This window comes from Streptomyces sp. NBC_01237 (assembly GCF_035917275.1).
GTDB lineage: Bacteria > Actinomycetota > Actinomycetes > Streptomycetales > Streptomycetaceae > Streptomyces.
The window spans coordinates 7525230-7549574 of record NZ_CP108508.1 but is presented as its reverse complement, the minus strand read 5'-3'; the positions used below and the strand labels follow the sequence as shown (position 1 = coordinate 7549574).

The window sequence follows — 24345 nt, the reverse complement described above, 5'->3', positions numbered from 1 at the left end:
CCTCACTCCCCGCCGCGCAGGATGGAGTTGCCTTCGTGGAGCGGGTCGGGGGCGGCGATGTCGAGCTGGAGGCGGCCGCTCTGCCCGTAGAAGGCGACGGGGTTGCGCCAGAGCACCTGGTCGACGTCGTCCTCGGTGAACCCGGCCTTCAGCATGGCGTCGGCGACCTTGCGGGTCTTCAGCGGGTCGCTCCTTCCCCAGTCGGCGGCGGAGTTGACGAGGATCTTCTCGGTGCCGTGGTCCTTGAGGATCGCGACCATCCGGTCCTCGTCCATCTTGGTGTCGGGGTAGATGGAGAAGCCGGCCCAGCAGCCGCTGTCGGTGGCGGCCTTCACGGTCGTCTCGTTGAGGTGATCGAGCAGCACGTGCTCCGGGGGGAGGTGCGATTCGCGGATGACGTCGATGGTGCGGTGCAGACCGGCGAGCTTGTCGCGGTGCGGGGTGTGGACGAGGGCGGGCAGCCCGTGGTCGGCGGCGAGCTGGAGCTGGGCGGCGAGGGCGACGTCCTCGGCGGGGGTCATGGAGTCGTAGCCGATCTCACCGACGGCGACGACGGAGTCCTTGACGAGGTAGCGGGGCAGCGCGTCCAGGACCGGGGTGCAACGGGGGTCGTTCGCCTCTTTGGGGTTGAGGGCGAGCGTGCAGTGGTGGGCGATGCCGTACTGGGAGGCGCGGAAGGGTTCCCAGCCGAGCAGGGCGTCGAAGTAGTCGAAGAAGCTGGCGGGCGAGGTGCGGGGCTGGCCGAGCCAGAAGGAGGGTTCGACGAGCGCCCGGACCCCGGCGTCGTACATCGCCCGGTAGTCGTCGGTGGTACGGGAGGTCATATGGATGTGGGGGTCGAAGATGCGCATCAGGACTCCTCCGTGGGGGCGGCGGGTGCGGGGGCCGGGGCAGCGGCTGCGGTGGCTTCCGTGAGGGCGAGGACCGTGCGCAGACCGGCGGGGACGGTACGGCCGGCGGCGGTGCGCTCGGCGGCGAAGTCCCCGAGCATGCGCGCGAGTTCGGTATCCCCCTGAGCACGGCGGGCGAGCTCGGCGACGGCTTCGACGGGGACCTCGGTGAACAGGCACTTGAGGACGGCGTGCCGCCAGCCGTGCGCGTCGAGGTGGGCGGCCGCGTAGGGTCCGACGGCCGCGGCGACCAGCCGGGTGTCGTTGGTGCGCAGGGCGTCCTCGACGAGCGGGAGTGCCGAGGGGCCGAGAGCCAGCCGGTGCAGGGTGAGCAGGACGGCGCGGCGTTCGGCGGCGGTGCCCCGTTCGTAGAGCCGGGTCACGGAGGGCAGGGCGGCACGGGCCTCGACGAGGAGGAGGCAGCGTACGGAGTCGGCGTGTTCGAGTCCGCAGTGCCGGCCCGCCGCGGCGTACCGCAGCTCCCACGGCGGCGCGGCGTACGGGCTGTCCGCCGCGGGGCCGGACCGGGTGCGGGCGGCGTCGTGCGCGGCTTCGGCGAGCGCTTCGTCGAGCCAGGCCCTGGCGGCTCCGCCGAGCTCGCCGTCGAGTTCCTCGCGGGACTTCAGCACGGGAGGGCTCCCTTCGTCGTGACCTCGCGCAGGAATTCGATCGACCGGCGGGCGAGTTCGGGTCCCGCGTGGGAGTGGCGGGGCAGTTCGACGACGGTGAGGCCCTGGTAGTCCGACTCGGCGAGTGCGGCGAGCACCGGCGGGAAGTCGATCTCGCCGTCGCCGAAGGGGAGGTGTTCATGGACGCCGCGCCGCATGTCCTCGATCTGGACATGGCGGAGCCAGGGCGCGGACTCCCGGACGCAGTCCACGGGCGAGGCCGTCTCCAGGCACTGGCAGTGGCCGATGTCGAGGGTGAGCCCGAGGGGGGCGGGGTCCCCGAGGAGTGCGCGCAGATGGTGGAAGTCGGCGAGTGTGGCGAGCAGATGACCGGGTTCGGGCTCGATGGCGAGGGGGATGCCCGCGCGGTCGGCGGCGTCGAGCACGGGGGTGAGCCCGTCGGCCAGCCGCTTCCAGGCGGTGTCCGAGGCGGTGTCCGGTATCGATCCCCGTGCGGCGTCCGGTGCCGCATGCGCTGCCGAATCCGGTGCGGTGTCCGGCGTCGCGCCCGGAGAGAGGTTCGCGGAGACGTCCGGAGAGAGGTCCGCGGAGAGGTCGGGTGGTGTGATTCCGCTGAAGCAGTGCACGGCGTGGGCGCCGAGGTCGGCGGCCACATCGACGGCCCGGACGAGCAGCCGGGTACGGGCGGCGCGGGCCTCCGGGTCCGGGTCGAGGAGGGAGGGGCCGTGCTTGCGGCGGGGGTCGAGGACATAGCGGGCGCCGGTCTCCACGGTGACGCCCAGCCCCAGGGCGTCGAGCCTGCGGCGCACCTGGCGGGTGCGCTCGGCGAGGTCCGGGGCGAGGGGGTCGAGGTGCATGTGGTCGAGGGTCAGGCCGACCCCCTCGTACCCGAGGTCGGCGAGGAGCCCGAGGGCGTCGTCGAGGCGGAGGTCGGTGAGCCCGTTGGTGCCGTAGCCGAGGTGGAGGGTCATGTGGGGCTCACCTTCCGTGCGAGTTTCCGGGCGAGGGGGACGAGGCTCATGACGACGAGCCCGGCACCGGGTGCCCCGGCTCGGGCGGCCAGCGCGGCCTGGAGCGGGATCATGGCCCGGATACCGCCGCCCACCGCGCGCTGGGTGAGGTCCGGGGACGGGTTGAGGGCGGCGTGCAGGAGGGGTGGCCCGGCGGTACGGAGGTAGACGGCGGCGAGCGCGGTGAGCAGGAGCCGGTCCGGTGTCGAGGCGAACGCGGAGGCCCGGAGCGCGGTGGCGCGCGGTGGCCCGGCGAGGTGCTCCCCCGCACCGGCGCCGCCCTGGACCGGGGGCGGCCCCCCGCCCCCGTGGCGCCCGCCCGCCACGGCGATGCCGAACACCGCCGTGGCACCGAGCGCGGCGAGCGGCGCCACGGTGGACCCGCCCTGCGCCTCGTGCCGCGAGACGGCGGTGACGGCGTAGGTGTGCGCTCCCAGCAGGGCGGCGGCGGGGACCGCTGCGCGGGCGGCGGCGAAGGGGCGCGGCGCGACGGCGCCCACGACGGTGCGAGCGCCTGCGGGGACCGGCGGCACGCCGGTTCGCGGCGGGGCGGTGACGGCCGGGCCCCGTCCCGGGCGGGTGGTGGCGACGGCGGCAGCCGCCGTCGGTGCGGGGGCGGTGCGCCGCGCCGGAGCAGCGGCATCGCCGGGAGCCCCTGCCGTCGCCGTCGCGCCCAGCAGCAGGTCGAGTCCGCGCGCCGCGGCCATCGCCGCCGGGCCCGCCTTCGTGTGCTTGAGACGCAGGTCGTACGCCCAGACCGTGGCCGCGAGACCCGAGGCCGCCAGCAGCGCGGGGCGGCCCGCGCGGGCCGCCAGGGCGAGGCCCGCGACCGTCAGCGCTCCGGCCGCGCCCAGCGCGGCGGCCGGGGCGATCCGGCCCGAGGGAATCGGGCGGTGCGGGCGGTCGACGGCGTCCTCGTCCCGGTCCGCCCAGTCGTTGAGGGCCATCCCCGCCTCGTACAGGCAGAGCGAGGCGCCCACGGCGAGCGCGGTGCGGCGGTTGGGGCGCAGGCCCGCCGCCGCCGCTCCGGCGAGCGCGTCGCCGGGCACCGTGAACAGTGCGGACACCCGAAGGAGTTCCGCCCACGCACGGGCCCGGCCGCCTCGCGGCGTCGTGCGCCTGTCCGGTGCGGGCGCAGTCCCGCCCGCACCGGACAGGCTGTCGGTGGGCACCGCGGCGGCGGCCGGACCCGCGGGCGCGGCGGGCGCGGCGGCCGGACGTGACGGCGTGGCGGCTCCGGCCGCCGTGGCCTGCCGTGTCCCGGTCACGGTGCTCAGCAGGGCCGCCGGCAGACGCCACCTCACTGCTGCCCCCGCAGCCGCTCGGCGAAGGCCACCAGGGCCGCGTACTGCTCGGACAGCGCGGCCGGGGCGCCGCCGTCCGGGTCCTTGAAGTAGAAGCCCAGCTCCGGCAGGGGGCCCGTCAGACCGGCCTCGTGGGCGCGGGCCAGCAGCCGGGCCAGGTCCAGGACCAGGGGGGCCGCCAGCGCGGAGTCGCAGCCCTGCCAGATCGTCTGGAGGATCATCCGGGAGCCGAGGAAGCCGTCGAAGGCGATGTGGTCCCAGGCCGTCTTCCAGTCCCCCATCGCCGGGACGTCGTCGATGTGCACCTCGCCCTCGGGGGCGGTGCCGAAGGTGTCGGCCAGGACGCGTTCCTTGCCCGCGTTCTTGGCCGCCGCCGCGGCCGGGTCGGCCAGCGCGGCCCCGTCCCCGCCACCGAGCAGGTTCGTGCCGGACCAGGCCCGGACGGGCAGGGCGCGTTGCAGGAACATCGGGGCGAGGACGGAACGGAGCAGTGTCTGGCCGGTCTTGCCGTCGCGGCCCGCGTGGGGAAGCGCACAGGTGGCGAGGGTGTCCTGAAGGGCCGGGCTGCGCAGGCCCGTTGAGGGGGTGAAGTTGACGTAGGGACAGCCGGCCCGGAGCGCGGCGGCGGCGTAGAGGGAGCTGGCGGGCAGCCGGGGGTCGTCAGGGCCGGGGGCGGGTTCGGTCGAGGAGACATTGATGACGACGGTGCGCGCCAGTTCGTTGCGGCGGGCGAAGTCGGTGAGGTCGGCGGTGAACGCCGTGATGAGTTCCTCGTCGGTGCGGGTGTCGCCGGGGAGCGGTCCGCCGATCCGTATCTCCGCGTCGGCCGTGGTGAGTTCGGCGCGTACGGCGGAGGGCAGGCCGTGCGGGAGGACCTCTCCGGCGGCCAGCGCCTCGGCCCGTTTGGGCAGCGGGCAGTCGATGGTGTCGTGACCGCCGAAGACCAGGGAGGCCAGGGGTGGCAGTCCGACGTCGGCGAAGGGGGGTGTCTCGGTGACCATGCCGGTCGCCGGGTGGAGCCCCGCCGCGATGGCGGCGCAGCCGGTGGTGGCGGTGGTGGCGACGGAGCCGCGTGCTCCGATGAACCAGACTCCGGTACGAACGGCATGTGCGGTCACGGGGCTGCCTCCCTGGGGGGATGAAGAGGGGTGGAGGACGGCGGGCGGGGGAAGGTGTGTGAGCCTCCCCCGCCCGCCGTCGGCAGAGGTGGCCGCCCTACGTCGAGGGCAGCTCCTTGAGCTGGATGTTGCGGAAGGACACCTGGTCGTCGGCTCCGTGGTTCTGGAGGCCGATGTAGCCGTCCTTCAGGCTGCGGGCCGGATCGGTGTTGGTGAAGTCGTTGATCCTGACTCCGTTGAGGAAGATCTGGAGCCGTTCGCCCTGGACCCGGATCTCGTAGCTGTTCCACTGACCGGGCGGCCGCAGGACCTGGTCACGGGCCTTGATGTTGGCCGACTTGAAGGTGTAGACGGCGCCCGTGGTGCGGTCGACGGCGTCCGTGGCGTCGATCTGGATCTCGTAGCCCTTGTTCACCGCGGACCACGGGTCGTCCGACTCCGGGAAGCCGACGAAGACGCCGGAGTTGTCGTCGCCCGCCATCTTCCAGTCGAGCTTCAGGGAGTACGACTTCAGCTCCTTGGCCTGGTAGGTGAGCAGGCCCATGCCGCCCTCGGAGCGCAGTTCACCGTCCGTGACGTCGAACTTTCCGGGGCCCGCCTGCTTCCACCCTTCGAGCGTCCTGCCGTTGAAGATGGTGCGGTAGCCGGTGTCGGGCTTGCAGTCGGCCTTGACCTGGCCGGCGGCGTAGCGCATGCCGCCCAGCAGGTGTTGGCGGAAGGCCGGTTCGGTGTAGGACTCCTTGGTGTGGCCGAGCCCGGTGTAGAAGGAGCGGCCGCCCTGGTAGGTCTGGCACCAGGAGATCGGGTGATCGCCCTTCATCGTGCCGCCGGTGTAGGTGGTCTCGTCCAGGGTGGCGAGGACGTTGGCCTTGTCGCGCGGGTTGGTGCGGTAGTTGTACCACTCGTCGGTGCGGTCCCAGGCCTCGTCCAGATGGGCGGTGGCCGGGTGGTCGTGGTCCTCGACGCGGACGGTCGCGGGCTGGATCTGCGGGTGCGAGGAGAAGTAGGCGCCGACCAGGCCGCCGTAGAACTCCCAGTCGTACTCGGTGTCGGCGGCGGCGTGGACGCCCATGTAGCCGCCTCCGCCCGCCACGTAGTTCTCGAACGCCTTCTGCTGTTCGGCGTTGAGGACGTCACCGGTGGTGGAGAGGAAGACGACGGCGTCGTAGCGCGCCAGGTTGCTGGTGGTGAACTGGCCGGCCGCCTCGGTGGAGTCGACGGTGATGTTGGTGTCCTTGCCCAGTTCCTTCAGGGCGGTGATGCCGGCCGGGATCGAGTCGTGGCGGAAGCCACCGGTCTTGGAGAAGACCAGGATGCGCTTGGCGGTCCTGTCCACGGGGCTGTTGGAGAGTTCGAAGTCGTCGACGTCGTAGAGCGCGCCGTCACCGCCCTTGAAGACCAGGAAGAGTTCGGTGGCCTTCTTGGGCGCCCCGCGCAGGGGTACGTCGATGTCCTGGAAGGTGTCCCAGCCGCCGGTCACCGGTACGGGTGCGGAGCCGAGGATCTTGCCGGTGGCCGATCCGGCGCGTACCTCCAGGAAGCCTCCCGCGCCGTCGGAGGACACCCGGGCCGTGAGCTTGGTGGACCCGGCGAGGATGTACGGCTTGAAGGAGATCCAGTCGTCGTTGTTGATGTCACCGACGGTCTTGCCGCCGCGGGCGCTCGCCTTGTCGTAGATCTTGACGCCCGACGAGTCGCCGAAGTGCTCGGCCTGACGGTGCTTGGGCTGGAGCTGTGCCTGGTCGCGGCCGGTCAGCGCGGCCTGGCCGCCGCCCCCGCCGTCGGTGTAGGAGGCCGAGATGCCGCCGTAGATGTTGGCGTTGGGGTCGTGCCCGCCCTCCATCGCGGTCTTGATGGTGCCTTCGCAGCCGTGCTCGGTGGTGATGTCATGGCCGTGGCTGTCGTGGCCGAGCGTGAACTTGACCTCGACCTTGGTGCAGTCGATGGCCCCGTCCTCGGGGTCACTGACGTCGACCTTGAACGGCACCGCGTCACCGAACTCGAACTGCTGGCCGTCCGAGGGGAAGACGAGGTCCACGCTCGGCGCGGTGTTGCCGACGGTCACATGGACGCTGGCCGAGCCGGTGCGGCCCGTGGGGTCCTTGGCGGTGAGGGTCGCCGTGTACGTACCGTTCTTCTTGTACGTGTACGAGGGGTTGGCGGCCGTGGACTTTCCGCCGTCGCCGAAGTCCCAGGCGTATGTGAGCGCGTCGCCGTCACCGTCGGCGGTGCCCGCCGAGGAGAACTTCGCCTTCAGCGGTGCGGTGCCCGAGGTCTTGTTCACCGCTGCCTCGGCGACGGGTGAGCGCCCTCCGGTGGCGTTCTCGATGCGGTAGAGCGCGGAGTTCTCGTCGCCGCCGAACCAGGCCAGGCCGTAGTCGAGGACGTACAGCGCACCGTCCGGGCCGAAGGCCATGTCCATGATCTGCGTGCCGGTCCACGGGATGTCGTTGATGGACTGGACGGCGCCTTCCCCGTCCTGCTCGATGCGCTTGATCCACTTCCGGCCGAACTCTCCGGCGAAGAAGTCTCCGTCGTACGCCTCGGGGAACTTCACCGGCGAGTCGAGGGCCGCGTCGTAGCGGTAGACCGGGCCGCCCATCGGGGACTCGGAGCCGGTGCCGAACTCGGGCAGGGAGCCGCCGTCGTACGGAATCCAGGCGGGCTGGGCCGGAGGCAGGTCGACGAGTCCGGTGTTGTGCGCCGACTCGTTCTTCGGAGCGGCGCAGTCGAAGGCCGCACCCGAGGTCTTCGTCCCGAAGTCGTAGTCGACGTAGGGCTTGTTGTCGCCCACGCAGAAGGGCCAGCCGAAGTTCCCGGCCTTCGTCACCCGGGCGAACTCGACCTGTCCGGACGGTCCGCGCTTGGGGTCGGCGGCACCCGCGTCGGGGCCGTAGTCGCCGACGTAGACGATGCCGGTGGGCTTGTCGACGGTGAAGCGGAACGGGTTGCGGAAGCCCATCGCGTAGATCTCGGGGCGGGTCTTCGCGGTGCCCGGGGCGAACAGGTTGCCGTCGGGAACGGTGTACGTCCCGTCGTCGGCGACCTTGATGCGCAGGATCTTGCCGCGCAGGTCGTTGGTGTTGCCGGAGGTGCGGCGGGCGTCGAACGCCGGGTTGCGGTCGGGCCGGTCATCGATCGGCGTGAAGCCGTCGGAGGCGAAGGGGTTGGAGTCGTCACCCGTCGACAGATACAGGTTGCCCTGCGCGTCGAAGTCCATGTCGCCGCCGACGTGGCAGCACATGCCGCGCGAGGTGGGAACGTCGAGGACCTTCTTCTCGCTGGCGGTGTCGAGGGTGCCGTCGGCCTTGAGGACGAACCGGGAGAGCCGGTTCACACCGTCGAACTTGGCGAAGTCCGCGGCGGTCCCGTTCTCCGGGGCGTCGCCGGCGGGGGTGCTGAGCGGGGGCGCGTAGAAGAGGTAGATCGCCCGGTTCTCGGCGAAGTCCGGGTCGACGCCGACCCCCTGGAGCCCTTCCTCGTCGTGCGAGTACACCGGGAGGGTGCCGGATATCCGGGTGTTGCCGGCGCTGTCGGTGATCCGCAGCTCGCCGCTGCGCGAGGTGTGCAGCACGCTGCGGTCCGGGAGGACGGCGAGCGACATGGGCTCGCCGGTCTCGGCGGCCCCCTTGGCGAGGGTGACCTGCTGGAAGTCCTCCGCCGCGGCGTCCTGCGCGGCCTGCGCGGCCGGGTCGGCGATGGCCCCCGGCGCGGAGCTCAGGGTGAGCGTCGCGGCGGCGAGGAGTCCGCCGGTGAACAGGGCGAGGGTTTTGTGTACGCGGAGCCGCTTTCTGGTTCGGTGCACGAATGTCCTCCGGAGAGTGCCGGTTGTACGGGCGGGTGGTGCCTTGCCGTGCCGCGCGGGGACTGCCGCGCGCTCGTCATCCGGAACCTGGCGGGGCCCCGGTGACGCGAGTCATGTGGTGTACACGTTGGGGACGGTAGACCTGTTCTTCCCGGACGGAAAGCCCTTGTGCAGGAGTGAAGTCGACCTTCTTCCCGCGTCAGGACAAAGCGCCGTCCGGGCAGCCCGGACCGACCCGGTGGCGGGTGTGCCGCCGGGTTGTACGGGCAGGGTCCCCCGAGCGCTCCACCCCGTGACCTGCTGGTTCTCGGCGGGGTGGAGCGCTCGGGGACGGGTCAGCCGTTGCCGCCGAACGCCGCGTCGAAGGAGGCCGACGGCGGGTCGAAATCGAACCGCTTCAGTGAGGCAAGCGCTTCCGGCGCACCGGTCAGCCGGTCCATGCCGGCGTCCTCCCACTCGACGGAGACGGGCCCGTCGTAGCCGATGGACCGGAGCATCCGGAAGACGTCCTCCCACGGCACGTCGCCGTGCCCGGCCGAGACGAAGTCCCAGCCGCGCCGGGGATCGCCCCAGGGCAGGTGCGAGCCGAGCCGCCCGTTTCGTCCGTCGAGGCGCTTGCGGGCCTCCTTGCAGTCCACGTGGTAGATCCGGTCCCGGAAGTCGTACAGGAATCCGACCGGGTCGAGGTCCTGCCAGACGAAGTGGCTCGGGTCGAAGTTCAGCCCGAACGCCGGACGGTGGCCGACGGCCTCCAGGGCCCGGTGCGTGGTCCAGTAGTCGTACGCGATCTCGCTGGGGTGCACCTCGTGGGCGAAGCGCACCCCCTCCGCGTCGAAGACGTCGAGGATCGGGTTCCAGCGCTCCGCGAAGTCCTCGTAGCCCCGCTCGATCATGTGCGGCGGGACCGGCGGGAACATGGCGACCAGGTGCCAGATCGAGGAGCCGGTGAAGCCGATGACCGTCCGCACCCCGAACGCCGCCGCCGCTCGCGCGGTGTCCTTGATCTCCTCGGCGGCCCGCCGGCGTACGCCTTCGGGTTCGCCGTCGCCCCAGATGCGGGCGGGCAGGATCGCCTGGTGCCGTTCGTCGATCGGGTTGTCGCAGACCGCCTGCCCGACCAGGTGGTTGGAGATGGCGAAGCAGCTGAGCCCGTACTTGTCGAGCAGCTGCCGCCGCCCGTCCAGGTAGCCGGGCTCGGACAGGGCCCGGTCGACCTCGAAGTGGTCGCCCCAGCAGGCGAGTTCGAGTCCGTCGTAACCGAAGTCCCGGGCGTGCCGGCAGACCTCCTCCAGCGGAAGGTCTGCCCACTGGCCGGTGAAGAGAGTGAAGGGTCGGGGCATGGGGCGCGGAACCTCCTAGAACGGGACGGGAGTGTGTACGGAGTTCTTCTCGGCGCTTTCCTCGACCGCCGCGAGCACCCGTTGCACCTGGAGTCCGTCGGCGAAGGACGGCACCGGGGCCGATCCGGTGGCGATCGTGCGGACCACGTCCCGGGCCTGGTGGACGAAGGTGTGCTCGTAGCCGAGAGCGTGGCCCGGCGGCCACCACGCCTCCAGGTAGGGGTGCTCGGGTTCGGTGACGAGGATGCGCCGGAACCCCGCCGTGGTGGCCGGTTCGGTGTGGTCGTGGAAGGACAGTTCGTTGAGCCGCTCCAGATCGAAGGCGAGCGAGCCCAGTTCCCCGTTGATCTCCAGCCGCAGCGCGTTCTTGCGGCCCGCCGCCATCCGGGTCGCCTCGAAGGAGGCCAGCGCCCCGGAGGCGAGCCTGCCGGTGAACAGCGCCGCGTCGTCCACCGTCACCGCCCCGTGCCCGGCCGTGTCCGCGGCCCCGGAGAGCCCGGAGGGGGCACCGGCGAGCAGCGGCCGCTGCCGTACGAACGTCTCGCTGACGGCCGACACTCCGACCAGCAGCTCCCCCGACAGGTACTGGGCGAGGTCGACGATGTGCGCCCCGAGGTCGCCCAGCGCCCCGGACCCGGCGTGCTCACGCTTGAGCCGCCAGGTGAGCGGCGACTTCGGGTCCACCAGCCAGTCCTGGAGATAGGTGGCCCGCACGTGGCGCAGGGTGCCGAGCCTTCCGTCGGCGATCAGTTTGCGCGCGTAGGTGATCGCGGGCACCTTGCGGTAGTTGAAGCCCACGATCGCCACCTGACCGCGGGCCGCGGCGCGCTCCGCGGCCCGGGTCATCGCCTCCGCCTCCGCGACGGTGTTGGCCAGCGGTTTCTCGCACAGCACGTGCTTGCCGGCTTCGAGGGCGGCGATGGCGATCTCCGCATGGCTGTCGCCGGGGGTGCAGATGTCGACCAGCTGCACATCGTCCCGGGCGATCAGCGCCCGCCAGTCGGTCTCCGCCGCCGCCCAGCCGTGCCGGGCCGCGGCGGCGTCGACCGCCGTACGGTCGCGTCCGCAGATCGCGGCGAGAGCGGGTCTCATCGGCAGGTCGAAGACGTGTCCCGCGGTGCGCCACCCCTGTGAGTGGGCGGCTCCCATGAACGCGTATCCGACCATGCCGACCCCGAGCGTCGGCGGCTGCTGCGGCGGCGCTGCGGCCTCCTGCTCCGTCTCTTCCCTACGGGCCATACGGGCTTCCTCCTCGTCGGTGGTTCGGTGGCGGCGGTGGGGCTCTGTCAGCTGAAGCCCGTCGGCAGGTACTGGTCGACGTTCTCCTTGGTGACGACGGCCGAGTAGAGCGTCAGGGAGGTCGGGATCTCCATCTCGGCCAGTCCCCCGACGCCCTTGCCCTGGCCCAGGGCGCGCGCCAGGTCGATGGCGGACGCGGCCATCGTCGGCGGGTAGAGGACGGTGGCCTTCAGGACGCTGTTGCCGGCCTTGATGGCGTCCATCGCGGACTTGGCCCCGGCGCCGCCGACCATCATGAACTCGTCGCGGCCGGCCTGCTGGATGGCGCGCAGCGCGCCGACGCCCTGGTCGTCGTCGTGGTTCCACAGGGCGTCGAACTGCTTCTGTGCCTGGAGGAGTTGGGCCATCTTGGCCTGACCCGACTCGACGGTGAAGTCGGCGGCCTGACGGGCCACCAGCTTGATGTTGGAGTAGTTCTTCAGGGCGTCGGCGAAGCCCTGGCTGCGCTGCTTGGTGAGCTCCAGGTTGTCGATGCCCGCCAGTTCGACGACCTTGGCGTTCGGCTTGTCCTTGAGCTGTTCGCCGATGTAGTGACCGGCGTTGAGGCCCATGCCGTAGTTGTCGCCGCCGACCCAGCAGCGGTACGCCTGCGGGGAGGCGAAGATGCGGTCCAGGTTGACGACGGGGATGCCCGCCCTCATGGCTTCCAGGCCCACCTGGGTGAGCGCCTTGCCGTCGGCGGGGAGGATGACGAGGACGTCGACCTTCTTGTTGATGAGGGTCTTGACCTGGCCGATCTGGGCGGCGGTGTCGTTGGAGCCCTCGGTGATCTCCAGGGTCACCTCCGAGTACTTCTCCGCACGCGACTTGGCGTTCACGTTGATCGCGTTGAGCCAGCCGTGGTCGGCCTGCGGGCCGGCGTAGCCGATGGTGACGGGCTTGCCCGGCTTGTCGTCGGCGGCCGGCTGGTTGGTCGCGACGGTTTCGCTCTTCTTCGGTTCATTGCTGGTGCAGGCGGTGAGGAGAGCTCCCGCGGATACGGCCGCGGTGCCGAACAGCAGTCCTCTGCGACTGGTTTCTGGCATGGCTGTCAAACCCTTCATCCGGTGCGTGGCATACGGAACAGCAGGGGGAAGCGGGGTGGTGCGGTGCGGTGCGGCGGTGGGCGCCGCCGTGGGAAACGGTGTTCGGCTCAGGTCTCGCCGTGGCGCAGGGTGCGGCGCTGGATGAGGACGGCGGCGACGATGATCGCGCCCTTGGCGATCTGCTGGACGTCGCTCTGGAGGTTGTTGAGCGCGAAGATGTTGGTGATCGTGGTGAAGACGAGGACGCCGAGTACGGAACCGATGATGGTGCCCCGGCCGCCGGTGAGGAGAGTGCCGCCGATGATCGCCGCGGCGATGGCGTCGAGTTCGTAGAGGTTTCCGTTGGTGTTCTGCCCGGAACCGGCCAGGATGATCAGCATGAAGGCGGCGATGCCGCAGCACAGCCCGGAGACCAGATAGAGGTAGAGGCGCTGGCGGCGTACGTCGATTCCGGCGAGCCGGGCCGCCTCCGCGTTGCCGCCGACCGCGACCGTACGGCGTCCGAACGTGGTCCGGTTCAGGACCAGCCAGCCGACGAGGGTGACCGCGGCGAACATCAGGACCAGGGGCGGTATCCCGAGGATGTAGGAGTCGGGCAGACCGAGGTCCAGGACCGAGGGGACGGTGACGATCTGTGTCTTGCCGTCGGTGATCTGGAGCGCGAGCCCGCGGGCCGAGGCGAGCATGGCCAGGGTCGCGATGAACGGCACCATGCCGCCGTACGCGATGAGCACTCCGTTGACGAGTCCGGCGGCGAGCCCGACGATCACGGCGGTGAAGAGGATCCCGGCGAAGCCGAACTCCTGGGTGGCCAGCGTCGTCGCCCAGACGGAGGCGAGCGCGACCATGGCCCCGACCGAGAGGTCGATGCCGCCGCTGGTGATGACGAAGGTCATGCCGACGGTGACCACACCGATGACGGACGCCTGGGTCAGGATCAGCTGAAGGTTCCCGGTGTCCAGGAACGCGTCGGGCTCCGTGAAGCCGCCGACGGCGACGAGGACGACGAGAACACCGAGCAGCGACAGGTTGCGGACATCGAGGCGCAGGCCGAGTCCGCGCGGGCCGCCGCCCGCCTTCGAGGGGGGCGTGGCGGAGGGGCCGGTGGCGGCCCCCCGGTCCGTCCCCTTGTGCTGCGCCGACGGGGCGGGCTGTGTCATGACGTCGGGCTCCCTTCCATCACGAGGTCGAGTACGCGGTGCTCGTCGAGCTCCTGGGCGGGCGCCGTGTGCACGACGCGTCCCTCACGGAGCACCAGCACCCGGTCGGCGAGGCCCAGTACTTCGGGCACTTCGCTGGAGACGAGCAGTACGGCGAGGCCGTCGTCGGCCAGCCGGCGGATCACGGCGTAGAGCTCGGCGCGGGCGCCGACGTCGACGCCGCGGGTGGGTTCGTCCAGCAGCAGGACCCGGCAGCCGCGCAGCAGCCAGCGGGCCAGGACGGCCTTCTGCTGGTTGCCGCCGGAGAGGGTACGGATGAGGGTGTCCGGGTTGTCGGGCCGCAGCGACAGCTCGCGGGTGGCGTTCCGCGCGGCCCGCCGCTCGGCTCCCCGGTCGATCCAGCCGGACCGGGCGAAGCGGGAGAGCGAGGAGACCGAGACATTGCGGGTGACCGATTCGGTCATGAGCAGGGCCTGGGCCTTGCGTTCCTCGGGAGCGAGCCCGATTCCGGCGGCGACGGCCGCGCGGACGCTGCCGGTGCGCAGCGGCTTGCCCGCCACGGTGACGCGCCCGGTGCTGGGCTTGCGGGCGCCGTAGATCGTCTCCAGGATCTCGGAGCGTCCGGAGCCCACGAGTCCGGCGAGCCCGACGATCTCGCCGGGCCGGAGCTCCAGGTCGACGGGGGCGAACTCGCCCTTCCTGGACAGCCCTTCGACCTTCAGCACCGGTTCCGCGAGGGCCGGTGCGGCGGACCCCGCACCGTCCTGGACGGCGGGCCCGGAGCGCTGCGGGAAGACGTACTCGACATTGCGGCCGGTCATCATGGCAACGATGTCGCGCGTGGGGGTGGACTCCGCGGGCAGACCGACGGCGACGGCCCGGCCGTCCTTGAGGACGGTCACCCGGTCCCCGATCCGGCGGATCTCCTCCAGGCGGTGGGAGATGTAGACGACGGCGACGCCGTCCGCGGTGAGGTCGGCGACGATACGGAACAGGTTGTCGACCTCGTCGGGGTCCAGGGCGGCGGACGGCTCGTCCATCACGATGAGCCGCACGTCGTGGGAGAGCGCGCGTGCCATGGAGACGATCTGCTGCTGGGCCGCGGAGAGTTCACCGACCGGGCGGGCGGGGTCGATCTCCGGGTGGCCGAGCCGCTTGAGGAGCGCGGCGGCCGCGGTGCGGCCCTCGCGGGTGCGGACGACGAAGCGGGCGGTGGTCGGTTCATGGCCGAGGAAGACGTTCTCGGCGACCGAGAGCCCTTCGACCAGGTCGAGTTCCTGATAGATGGTGGCGATGCCGAGCCGCATCGCCGTGATCGGCGACTTCAGCGAGGCGGGCTCGCCGCGCCAGGTGATCTCGCCGCCGTCGGGCTGATGGGCTCCGGCCAGCACCTTGATGAGGGTGGACTTGCCGGCGCCGTTCTGGCCGAGGAGGCAGTGGACCTCACCGGGCAGGACTTCCAGGTCCACGCCGTCGAGGGCGCGCACGCCGGGAAATGACTTGGTGATGCCGGACATGGTGAGCAGGGGTGGTGGTGATGCCATGACAAATCCCCTCGGCGGTGCGGCCGGTGAGCGGACAGGGGGCAGGGGAGCAGGGCCGGTGGTGCCGTACTGCCGACGGCACCGCGGACAGCTGCTGACAGAAGGCGCGGGTGAAACGGCTTACGGAAGAGCTGCGGAACGGCTCGTGGAACGGCTCATCGAACGGCTCATCGAACGGCTTGCTGGCAAACAGACGGACGGCTGGACGGACAGGCGGACGGACGGGTCGGGCGGGTCGGGCGGAACGCTTGCCGAGCTGGGTGATTGCGTCATACCGGCCGGCCCGGGATCAGGCCGGTGAGAACAGATGGTCGCTGATGAGCCGGGCCGCGCCGATCACTCCGGCGACGGGTCCCAACTCACCGAGCACGATGGGGAGATTGCCGGTGGCCAGCGGCAGGGACTGCCGGTAGACCTGGGTCCGGACGCTGGCGAGGAGATTGTGGCCGAGGCCGGTCACTCCCCCGCCGATCACCACCAGACCGGGGTTGAAGAAGCTGACGAGTCCGGCGATGACCTGGCCGACGCGGTTCCCGCCCTCACGGATCAGGTCGAGCGCGGTGGCGTCCCCGGCCGCCGCGGCGGCGGCCACATCGGCGGCGGTGAGCCTGCCCGCCTCCGCCAGCCGGGCCGCGAGTTCCGGCGACCGCCCGGCGCACGCCGCGTCCTCGGCGTCGCGGGCGAGCGCGGCACCGCTGAAGTGCGCCTCCAGGCAGCCCCGGTTGCCGCAGGCGCAGGCGCGCCCGTCCGGTTCCACCTGGATGTGCCCGATGTCGCCGGCGCTGCCCGTCGTCCCGCGGTAGACCTGGCCACCGACGACGATGCCGCAGCCGATACCCGTACCGATCTTGACGCAGAGGAAGTCGCCCACGGAGCGTGCGACGCCCGCGTGCTGCTCCCCCATCGCCATGAGGTTCACGTCGTTGTCGACCATGACGGGGCAGCCCAGCTCCTGGCTGAGCGCCTCGCGGACCGGGAAGCCGTCCCAGCCCGGCATGATCGGCGGCGCGACCGGCACGCCTTCGGGGAAGCGGACGGGTCCGGGTACGCCGATGCCCGCGCCGTCGAATCCCTCGGCGAGTCCGGAGGCCCGGAGCTTGGCCGCCAGGGACAGGACCTGCTCGAAGATGGCGACGGGGCCTTCGCGTACGTCCATGGGGTGGTTGAGGTGTCCCAGGACCTCCAACTCGGCGTTGGTGACGGCCACGTCGATGGAGGTGGCACCGATGTCGACACCGAGGAACCGGAGTGCGGGAGCGAGCCGGATGTTGTGCGAGCGACGTCCCCCGCGGGATGCGGCGAGTCCGTCGGCCACCACGAGTCCGGTCTCCAGCAGCCGGTCGACCTCGACGGCGAGCTTGGAGCGGGAGAGATCGACCTGATCCCCCAGCTGTGCCCGTGAGTTGGGGCCACCGTCCCGCAACAGCCGGAGCAGCTGCGCCTGATGCGCGTTCGCGGGTCGTGCTGTCATGCGTCTCACGCGTCCCTCCCCGCCACATCGGCCAGTCCGTCGGGCTTTCGATGGGGAACGTAGCAGCGCTTTGCCGGAGTGGGAAGAAGTTGAGCAGGAATCCGCTCCAACTTTCTCCACACCCAGGACAAAGATGGGCGGGGCGCACTGCCGAGGGGGCGGGAAACGTCCCGAGGGGCGTGAAGCAGCACCCCGCAACAAGGGGAAGGGCCGGGGCACTCGGCCCCGGCCCTTCCCCCACGGCATGCACTGCCGGTTTCCCGCACCCGCCGCGTACGGGCCGTCAGCCGCGTTCGCGCCGGTGGTACGTCTGGCGCGTCTGCTCCGTGTGCGAACGCATGATCTCGGTCGCCCGGCGCTCGTCCCGCGAGGAGATCGCCGCGATGAGCTCGCGGTGCTCGATCCAGGACCGGGTGCCGCGCTGACGGGCGACCGGCGTGTAGTACCAGCGGACGCGGCGGTCCACCTGTCCGGCCAGTTCGGCGAGAACGACGTTCCCGGCCAGCTCCATGACCTTGGCGTGGAAGGCGGCATTGGTCGCGACGGCCAGGTCCACGTCGTCGTCGGCGACGGCCTGCTCGCCCTTGGCGCAGAGCTCTTCGAGGGCGGCGATCCCCGTCTCGCCGGAGTTGGCGGCGGCCAGCCGGGCCGCCTCCGCTTCGAGCAGCGCACGGACCGAGAGCAGTTGGTCGGCCTCCTCCTCGGTGGGCTCGTGCACGAAGGCACCCTGCGCGGGGCGCAGGTCGACCCACCCTTCGGTGTTCAGCCGCTGGAGCGCCTCGCGCACCGGCTGCCTGGACACGCCCAGATGTCCGGCCAGTTCGCTCTCGACCAGGTGCTGACCCGGCCGGAGTGCTCGCGTGGTGATCAGTTCGAGGAGCGTCTCGTAGACGCGCTCGCGCAGCGGACCGGGCCGTTCCAGCTTCGGCACAGCCCCGTGCGGCAGTCCTGTGGACAACATCGCGGTCCCCCTCCGGGCGACGAGCAATTGCTTATCGTCTACAGTCTACCGAGCGCAAGGCCCCTCAGGGACAGCGGATCACCTGGCCCGCGTAGGAGAGATTCCCGCCGAACCCGAACAGCAGGACCGGAGCGCCGCTCTCGACCTCGCCGCGCTCCACCAGCTTGGACAGGGCCATGGGAATCGACGCGGCGGAGGTGTTGCCGGAATCCACCACATCGCGGGCGATGACCGCGTTGATCGCGCCGATCTTCCTGGCGACCGGTTCGATGATCCTCAAGTTGGCCTGGTGCAGCACCACCGCGGCAAGATCCTCCGGCGCGATTCCCGCCTTCTCGCACACCTTGCGGGCGATCGGCGGCAGCTGTGTGGTGGCCCAGCGGTAGACGGACTGCCCCTCCTGCGCGAAACGCGGCGGTGTCCCCTCGATCCGTACCGCGTTGCCCATCTCCGGGACCGAACCCCAGAGCACCGGCCCGATCCCGGGTCCGGCGGCACCGTCCGCACCGTCCGCGGCGGAGGGATCGGCCGTGACGACCGCGGCGCCCGCGCCGTCCCCGAGCAGGACGCAGGTGGTGCGGTCGGTCCAGTCGGCGATGTCCGCCATCTTGTCGGCGCCGATGACCAGGGCGCGGGTGGCCGCACCGGCCCGGATGGCGTGATCGGCGGTGGCCAGGGCGTGGGTGAACCCGGAGCAGACCACGTTGATGTCCATCACCGCGGGCGAGCCCATGCCGAGACGGGCCGCGACCCGGGCCGACATGCTCGGGGAGCGGTCGATCGCGGTGGAGGTGGCGACGAGGACCAGATCGATGTCGGCGGGCTGAAGGCCGGCCGCCGCCAGCGCCTTGGCTCCCGCCTGCGCGGCCATTTCGTCCACCGGCTCGTCGGGGCCGCCCACATGACGGGTCTTGATGCCGACGCGACTGGTGATCCACTCGTCGCTGGTGTCGACCATGGCTGCCAGATCGTCGTTGGTGAGCACCTTGGCGGGCTGATAGTGGCCGAGCGCCACGATACGTGAGCCGGTCATTACGGGTTCCCCTCGCTACGTATGGCAGGAACCATCCAGTCTTGGTCGCTACCGCCCGGTACGAGGGCACGTGATCCCACAGGAATATGGGCCACGGGTTGGAGCCTTGACAACAGCCTCGACCCTCCAAAAGGAATACTGTAGACAACATTCCGCCGAATGACGCCCACTGGCGGCCTCATGATCGGCCGAACCGGTCTGCACAAGAGAATCCGGATCAAACTTCTCAGCGATTTTTCGTGGGATCCGGTCAGTACGCCGTTCCGGCCACCATACGGCCGGGCGTGGGCTGCGGTGTCACCCGCACGTGCCGGACAATGAGATCGAGAACCTCCGCAGCAAGGGCCGCTTCGGCCTCACCCACGTACAGAATCGGGATCATCGGCTATGGGACGGGCCACCGAGCGACGCCGCACGATCCGGATCCGGGACGGGGTGCTCTCCACCCGGCCCGACACGCTCGTCGCCGAGGAACCGCTGGAGATCCGGCTGAACGGCAGGCCGCTCGCCATCACGATGCGCACCCCCGGCGACGACTTCGCGCTCGCGGCAGGCTTCCTGGTGAGCGAGGGCGTGATCGGCCTGGGCTCCGAGGTGCGGTCGATCGTGTACTGCGCCGGGGCGACGGCGGACGGTGCGAACACCTACAACGTGGTGGACGTGCGGCTCGCGCCCGGTGTCGTGGTGCCCGACATCACCCTGGAACGCAATGTCTACACGACCTCGTCCTGCGGCCTGTGCGGCAAGGCCAGTCTGGACGCGGTACGCACCACGACCCGGCACCCGGTCGCCGACGCTCCCCCGGTCCGGGTGACGCCCGCACTGCTCTCGGACCTTCCCGGCCGGCTGCGCGAGTCGCAGCGGCTCTTCGACCGGACCGGAGGGCTGCACGCGGCCGCCCTGTTCTCGGAGGACGGCGAACTGCTGGACATCCGGGAGGACGTGGGCCGGCACAACGCGGTCGACAAGCTGGTGGGCCGGGCGCTGACGGACGACCGGCTGCCGTTGTCGCGGGCCATCCTGCTGGTGTCGGGCCGTGCCTCGTTCGAGCTGGCACAGAAGGCGGTGATGGCGGGAATCCCGATGCTCGCGTCGGTGTCCGCGCCGTCGTCGCTGGCCGTGGACCTGGCGGCCGAGACCGGACTGACCCTGGTCGGGTTCCTGCGGGGCCCCTCGATGAACGTGTACGCGGGCGAGCACCGCATCGTCCTGGAAGCCGAGGCCGACGGGGCCGGGGCACCCGCCCGGAGCGCCGGGGCGGCGGGCGCGTAAGGCCCGCGCCGGACGTGCCCGACGCGCCGGAAGATCCGTACGGCGGGGTCGGGTGCGCCAGGCAGTCACGGCCGTCGGGCACATCGGGCCGCCCGGCCGTCGGATACGTACGCCGGTCAGGCGCGGCCGGTGGCCGGGGAGAGCTCTTCGGCCGGTCCGGGAGCGGTCCCGGGTACCGGGTCCGGTTCGGGGTCGTGCGAGCGGCGCTTCGCGATCACCGCGCAGACCATCAGCTGCATCTGGTGGAAGAGCATCAGCGGCAGCACGGCCGGGCTCGCGTGCGCCCCGAACAGGACGCTCGCCATCGGCAGCCCGGCGGCCAGGCTCTTCTTCGACCCGGCGAACTGGATCGCGATCCGGTCCCCGCGGTCGAACCCGAGCCGCTTCGCCCCGTACCAGGTCAGCGAGAGCATCAGCGCCAGCAGCACCGCTTCGGCGCCGAGCAGCGCGCCGAGACGGGCCGGAGTCACCTGGTGCCAGACACCGGCGACCATGCCCTCACTGAAGGCGGTGTAGACGACCAGCAGTATCGAACCGCGGTCGACATAACCGAGGACCTTCTTGTGCCGGACGAGGAAGCCGCCGATCCAGCGGCGCATCAGCTGTCCGGCGACGAACGGGACCAGCAGCTGGAGCACGATCTTCAGCAGCGAGTCGGCCGAGAACCCCCCGCCGGTGCCGCCGAGCAGGAGGGCGGCGAGGAGCGGGGTGAGGAAGATCCCGGCGATGCTGGAGAAGGACCCCGCGCAGATCGCCGCGGGCACGTTGCCCCGGGCGATCGAGGTGAAGGCGATCGAGGACTGGATGGTGGACGGAACCAGGCAGAGGAAGAGGAATCCGGCCTGGAGCTGCGGGGTCAGCACGTAGGGCACCAGGCCCTTACTGGCCAGCCCCAGCAGCGGGAAAGCGACGAAGGTGCAGATCAGGACCGTGAGGTGGAGCCGCCAGTGCTTCAGGCCGTCGAGCGCCTCCCCGGTCGAGAGACGGGCCCCGTAGAGGAAGAAGAGCAGGGCGACCGCGCCGGTCGACGCCCCGCCGGCCACATCGGCGGCCCGGCCCGACGCGGGCAGCAACGCCGCGAGCACCACGGTGCCGATCAGCGCGAGGATGTACAGGTCGATCGGCAGCCAGGACGGCAGCTTCGGGGTGCGGCGGCTCATGTGCTCCACGTGTCTCTCGTTCAGATCGTGCCCACCCATCCTGCGACGGATCGCCCCCATCGGGAATCCGGCATACCGCTCTGACTGTCATCACGGAACGCGATAGCGTGGGTTCATGTACGACCCCGCTCAGCTGCGCACCTTCCTCGCCGTCGCCCAGACCCTCAGCTTCACCCAGGCCGCCCGCAGGCTCGGCGTCCGGCAGTCCACGGTGAGCCAGCACGTGCGGCGGCTGGAGGAGGCGACGGGGCGGCAGCTGTTCGTCCGCGACACGCACCGGGTCGATCTCACCGAGGACGGCGAGGCGATGCTCGGCTTCGCCCGGACGATCCTTCAGGCGCACGAGCGGGCCGCGACGTTCTTCGCCGGCACCCGGCTGCGTGGCCGGCTGCGGTTCGGCGCCTCCGAGGACTTCGTCCTGACCCGGTTGCCGGAGATCCTGGAGTCCTTCCGCCGCGACCACCCGGAGGTCGAACTGGAGCTGACCGTGGAGCTGTCCGGGACGCTGCACCAGCAGCTGGCGGCGGGGCGCCTGGACCTGGTGCTCGCCAAGCGGCGCACCGGCGACACGCACGGCGAGCTGGTCTGGCAGGACACGCTGACCTGGATCGGCGCCCCGCAGCTGCGGATCGATCCGGAGCGCCCGGTGCCACTGATCGTCTTCCCGCCGCCGGGCATCACCCGGGCCCGCGCGCTGGAGGTCCTGGAGGAGCACGGCAGGTCCTGGCGGATCGCGTGTACGAGCACGAGTCTGAGCGGGCTGATCGCGGCGGCCCGCGCGGGGCTCGGCGTGATGGCCCACACCCGGGGGCTGATCCCGCCGGGACTGGTCCCGGTACCGGCCAGGGCGGGACTGCCCGAGCTCGGCGACGTGGACTTCGTCCTGCGGCACGGCCACCGCCGGGACGCCGCGCAGGAGGCCGCGGACGCGCTGGCGGCGGCGATCCTGGCGGGCGGCGACCGGCTCCACCGCGGAATCAGCGGCCGCGACGGGGCGTGACCCCCGTACGTGAAGGACGCACCCCCCGTAGGTGAAAGACAGGACGGACCGCCCGTACGCGAGGGACAGCACGGACCACGGCGGACGGGGCGGACACGGACGGACTCGCCGGACAGGACGGGCGGGCCGGACACGGCGGACGGACGCGGAACAACTCCCCGTACCGTCGTAGAGCGGGAGTGATCGCAACGTTCAGATTCGGTGGAGATTCCCGCGCGAGCCACTTACTCCGCGGTCAGAAGTGCGCCCGAGCCTTGCCCATCTGGCCGGATTTCGACGGTTGACCTGTGCAGATGGCACGTTTTACGCAGACTTCCACCCCTCCCGCAGGCGCGTTCCGTGGGGTAGCGTCGCGGCGCTGTGCGGAGTGCCGGAGGAGCAGGTCATTTGCGCGAGTTCACTGTCCCACCCATGGCGGCGGCGCCCCTGGTCGGCGGTCTCGCCGACGTGGTGTTCGATTACGCGGAGGACGACCCGCACCGGGTCGCCCTCGGCCGCAAGGACGCGTCCGGACAGTGGCGCGATGTCACCTCCGCGGTCTTCCGCGACGAGGTGCTGGCCCTGGCCAAGGGGCTGATCGCCCACGGCGTCCGGTTCGGTGACCGGGTCGCCCTGATGTCCCGTACGCGGTACGAGTGGACGCTGTTCGACTACGCCCTCTGGTCGATCGGCGCCCAGTCGGTGCCCGTCTATCCCACGTCGTCGGCCGAGCAGGTGCTGTGGATGCTGCACGACGCCGAGGTCGCGGCCGTGATGGTCGAGCACGAGGACCACGCCATGACGGTCGGTTCGGTGATCGACCGGCTGCCGCATCTCAAGCGGCTGTGGCAGCTGGACGCCGACGCGGTAACCGGGCTGATGGCGGCGGGCGCCGAGATCGACGACGAGGTGGTGCACCGGCACCGGCGTGCGGTGACGCCCGAGTCCGTGGCGACCGTGATCTACACCTCCGGGACGACGGGCCGCCCCAAGGGGTGCGTGATCACCCATGCCCACTTCATGTTCGAGACCGACACCATGGTCAGCCGCTGGGAGCCGGTGTTCCACTCCAAGGCGGGCGACGAGGCGTCCACCCTCCTCTTCCTCCCGCTGGCGCACGTCTTCGGCCGCATGGTGGAGATCGCGGCGGTCCGGGGCCGGGTGAAGCTCGGCCATCAGCCGGAGCTGTCGGTGTCCGCGCTGATGCCGGACCTGTTGACGTTCCGGCCGACGTTCATCCTGGCGGTGCCGTACATCTTCGAGAAGGTCTTCAACGGCGCCCGCCGCAGGGCGGAGGCGGAAGGCCGCGCCGGGGCGTTCGGCAAGGCCGTCGAGATCGCGGTGAAGTACGCCGAGGCGCTGGAGGAGCGGGCGTTCGGGAAGGGCCCGGGGCCGTCCGCCGGGCTGCGGATGCAGCACCAGTTCTTCGACAAGGTCGTCTACAGGAAGGTCCGGGACGCCATGGGCGGCCGGGTGCGGCACGCGATGTCGGGCGGCTCGGGCATGGAGCGCGGGCTCGGGCTGTTCTTCGAGGGTGCGGGCGTGACGGTCTTCGAGGGGTACGGGCTCACCGAGTCGACGGCGGCGGCGACGGCCAATCCGCCCGAGCGCACCCGCTACGGCACGGTCGGCCTGCCGATCCCGGGCACCACGGTGCACATCGCCGAGGACGGTGAGGTGTGGGTGCACGGCGCCAACGTCTTCTCCGGCTACCTGGGCGATCCGGAGTCCACCCGCGCCGTACTGAACGACGGCTGGCTCGCCACGGGGGACATCGGCGCACTGGACGAGGACGGCTATCTGACGATCACCGGGCGGAAGAAGGAGATCCTGGTGACGTCGGGCGGCAAGAGCGTGTCCCCGGCCGGTCTGGAGGAGCGGGTGCGGGCGCATCCGCTGGTCGCGCAGTGCATCGTCGTCGGCAACGACCGGCCCTACATCGCGGCGCTGGTGACCTTGGACCAGGAGTCGGTGGACCACTGGCTCGCCATGCGGGGCCGGCCCCCGCTGAGCGGCATCGAACTGGTGCGGGACCCCGACCTGGAGCGGGAGGTGCGCCGGGCGGTGGTGGCCGCCAACACGGCGGTGTCGCAGGCGGAGTCGATCCGTACGTTCCGGATTCTGGCGCACCAGTTCACCGAGGAAGCCGGTCTGCTGACTCCTTCCCTGAAGCTGAAGCGCAAGGCGATCGAGGCGGCGTACGCGGTCGAGGTGGACGCGCTGTACGGCTGACGCCGTCCACCCCGCGGGAGCCGGGACCGGCATCCGTACGGAGGACGCGTGGGTGCCCGCCGGGGGGAACGGTCCGGTGCCCGTCGGGGGAATGCTTCGGCCGAGCTGATCGT

Annotated in this window: 18 protein-coding genes; 3 read left to right on the top strand and 15 right to left on the bottom strand. The window is 71.3% G+C overall.

Translation table 11 applies throughout. From position 1 onward, the window contains the following. Positions 1 to 2 precede the first annotated feature (2 nt). The 14 genes from OG251_RS33475 to OG251_RS33410 all read right to left on the bottom strand — a co-directional run bounded on the left by OG251_RS33475 (position 3) and on the right by OG251_RS33410 (position 18589). Positions 3 to 851, bottom strand: coding sequence for a TatD family hydrolase (locus OG251_RS33475; RefSeq protein ID WP_326680607.1), 849 nt, complete (start codon positions 849 to 851; stop codon positions 3 to 5). Beyond that, positions 851 to 1519, bottom strand: a complete 669-nt coding sequence (locus OG251_RS33470) for an EboA domain-containing protein (protein WP_326680606.1) — start codon at positions 1517 to 1519, stop codon at positions 851 to 853. The genes OG251_RS33475 and OG251_RS33470 overlap by 1 nt, the downstream gene beginning before the upstream one ends. Then, positions 1513 to 2490, bottom strand: a complete 978-nt coding sequence (locus OG251_RS33465) for a sugar phosphate isomerase/epimerase family protein (protein WP_326680605.1) — start codon at positions 2488 to 2490, stop codon at positions 1513 to 1515. Before OG251_RS33465 ends, OG251_RS33470 begins: the two co-directional genes overlap by 7 nt. Further along, a complete protein-coding gene (locus tag OG251_RS33460) occupies positions 2487 to 3797 on the bottom strand; it encodes an SCO3242 family prenyltransferase (protein WP_442818395.1) in 1311 nt (436 codons plus the stop codon). The genes OG251_RS33465 and OG251_RS33460 overlap by 4 nt, the downstream gene beginning before the upstream one ends. Positions 3798 to 3829: 32 nt before the next feature. Then, on the bottom strand, positions 3830 to 4951 hold the full coding sequence (locus tag OG251_RS33455) for an inositol-3-phosphate synthase (protein ID WP_326680604.1): 1122 nt from the start codon (positions 4949 to 4951) through the stop codon (positions 3830 to 3832). 97 nt (positions 4952 to 5048) lie between these two features. Continuing rightward, positions 5049 to 8756, bottom strand: coding sequence for a ThuA domain-containing protein (locus OG251_RS33450; RefSeq protein WP_326680603.1), 3708 nt, complete (start codon positions 8754 to 8756; stop codon positions 5049 to 5051). Between the two features lie 335 nt (positions 8757 to 9091). Next, positions 9092 to 10096: a sugar phosphate isomerase/epimerase family protein gene (locus OG251_RS33445; protein WP_326680602.1), complete on the bottom strand. Its 1005-nt coding sequence runs from the start codon at positions 10094 to 10096 to the stop codon at positions 9092 to 9094. A gap of 15 nt (positions 10097 to 10111) precedes the next feature. Next, a complete protein-coding gene (locus OG251_RS33440) occupies positions 10112 to 11335 on the bottom strand; it encodes a Gfo/Idh/MocA family protein (protein ID WP_326680601.1) in 1224 nt (407 codons plus the stop codon). 47 nt (positions 11336 to 11382) lie between these two features. Next, positions 11383 to 12420, bottom strand: coding sequence for a substrate-binding domain-containing protein (locus tag OG251_RS33435; RefSeq protein ID WP_326680600.1), 1038 nt, complete (start codon positions 12418 to 12420; stop codon positions 11383 to 11385). Between the two features lie 107 nt (positions 12421 to 12527). Further along, positions 12528 to 13580 carry an ABC transporter permease gene (locus OG251_RS33430; protein WP_326680599.1) on the bottom strand — a complete coding sequence of 351 codons (1053 nt, stop codon included), beginning with the start codon at positions 13578 to 13580 and terminating at the stop codon, positions 12528 to 12530. After that, entirely contained in the window at positions 13577 to 15124 is a 1548-nt protein-coding gene (locus OG251_RS33425) for a sugar ABC transporter ATP-binding protein (RefSeq protein WP_326680598.1), read from the bottom strand. The genes OG251_RS33430 and OG251_RS33425 overlap by 4 nt, the downstream gene beginning before the upstream one ends. Positions 15125 to 15413: 289 nt before the next feature. Next, positions 15414 to 16595 (bottom strand): ROK family transcriptional regulator, encoded by a 1182-nt coding sequence (locus OG251_RS33420; RefSeq protein ID WP_326680597.1) that lies wholly within the window; start codon positions 16593 to 16595, stop codon positions 15414 to 15416. A gap of 283 nt (positions 16596 to 16878) precedes the next feature. Further along, the gene (locus tag OG251_RS33415) at positions 16879 to 17556 is read right to left on the bottom strand and encodes a GntR family transcriptional regulator (protein ID WP_326680596.1); all 678 of its coding nucleotides are present in this window, start codon (positions 17554 to 17556) and stop codon (positions 16879 to 16881) included. A 64-nt stretch (positions 17557 to 17620) separates the two neighbouring features. Continuing rightward, the gene (locus OG251_RS33410; protein WP_326680595.1) at positions 17621 to 18589 is read right to left on the bottom strand and encodes a beta-ketoacyl-ACP synthase III; all 969 of its coding nucleotides are present in this window, start codon (positions 18587 to 18589) and stop codon (positions 17621 to 17623) included. Positions 18590 to 18976: 387 nt separating this feature from the next. Between OG251_RS33410 and fdhD the strand changes: the two genes are divergently transcribed. Further along, positions 18977 to 19861 (top strand): formate dehydrogenase accessory sulfurtransferase FdhD, encoded by an 885-nt coding sequence (fdhD, locus tag OG251_RS33405; protein WP_326680594.1) that lies wholly within the window; start codon positions 18977 to 18979, stop codon positions 19859 to 19861. A gap of 116 nt (positions 19862 to 19977) precedes the next feature. Here the strand turns inward: fdhD and OG251_RS33400 are convergent, their stop codons facing one another. Then, a complete protein-coding gene (locus OG251_RS33400) occupies positions 19978 to 21021 on the bottom strand; it encodes a bile acid:sodium symporter family protein (RefSeq protein ID WP_326680593.1) in 1044 nt (347 codons plus the stop codon). 115 nt (positions 21022 to 21136) lie between these two features. Here OG251_RS33400 and OG251_RS33395 point away from each other — a divergent pair, with 115 nt between their 5' ends. Then, the gene (locus tag OG251_RS33395; protein WP_326680592.1) at positions 21137 to 22021 is read left to right on the top strand and encodes a LysR substrate-binding domain-containing protein; all 885 of its coding nucleotides are present in this window, start codon (positions 21137 to 21139) and stop codon (positions 22019 to 22021) included. 411 nt (positions 22022 to 22432) lie between these two features. Further along, positions 22433 to 24232, top strand: coding sequence for an AMP-dependent synthetase/ligase (locus OG251_RS33390; RefSeq protein ID WP_326680591.1), 1800 nt, complete (start codon positions 22433 to 22435; stop codon positions 24230 to 24232). Positions 24233 to 24345: the final 113 nt, after the last annotated feature.

Bases quoted from the DNA above. Each gene is read 5' to 3' on its own strand.
- OG251_RS33465 (WP_326680605.1), bottom strand. From the start codon at position 2,490: ATGACCCTCCACCTCGGCTACGGCACCAACGGGCTCACCGACCTCCGC.
- OG251_RS33440 (WP_326680601.1), bottom strand. From the start codon at position 11,335: ATGGCCCGTAGGGAAGAGACGGAGCAGGAGGCCGCAGCGCCGCCGCAG.
- OG251_RS33425 (WP_326680598.1), bottom strand. From the start codon at position 15,124: ATGGCATCACCACCACCCCTGCTCACCATGTCCGGCATCACCAAGTCA.
- OG251_RS33420 (WP_326680597.1), bottom strand. From the start codon at position 16,595: ATGACAGCACGACCCGCGAACGCGCATCAGGCGCAGCTGCTCCGGCTG.
- OG251_RS33445 (WP_326680602.1), bottom strand. From the start codon at position 10,096: ATGCCCCGACCCTTCACTCTCTTCACCGGCCAGTGGGCAGACCTTCCG.
- OG251_RS33415 (WP_326680596.1), bottom strand. From the start codon at position 17,556: ATGTTGTCCACAGGACTGCCGCACGGGGCTGTGCCGAAGCTGGAACGG.
- fdhD (WP_326680594.1), top strand. From the start codon at position 18,977: ATGGGACGGGCCACCGAGCGACGCCGCACGATCCGGATCCGGGACGGG.
- OG251_RS33395 (WP_326680592.1), top strand. From the start codon at position 21,137: ATGTACGACCCCGCTCAGCTGCGCACCTTCCTCGCCGTCGCCCAGACC.
- OG251_RS33400 (WP_326680593.1), bottom strand. From the start codon at position 21,021: ATGAGCCGCCGCACCCCGAAGCTGCCGTCCTGGCTGCCGATCGACCTG.
- OG251_RS33390 (WP_326680591.1), top strand. From the start codon at position 22,433: ATGGCGGCGGCGCCCCTGGTCGGCGGTCTCGCCGACGTGGTGTTCGAT.
- OG251_RS33410 (WP_326680595.1), bottom strand. From the start codon at position 18,589: ATGACCGGCTCACGTATCGTGGCGCTCGGCCACTATCAGCCCGCCAAG.
- OG251_RS33475 (WP_326680607.1), bottom strand. From the start codon at position 851: ATGCGCATCTTCGACCCCCACATCCATATGACCTCCCGTACCACCGAC.
- OG251_RS33435 (WP_326680600.1), bottom strand. From the start codon at position 12,420: ATGCCAGAAACCAGTCGCAGAGGACTGCTGTTCGGCACCGCGGCCGTA.
- OG251_RS33430 (WP_326680599.1), bottom strand. From the start codon at position 13,580: ATGACACAGCCCGCCCCGTCGGCGCAGCACAAGGGGACGGACCGGGGG.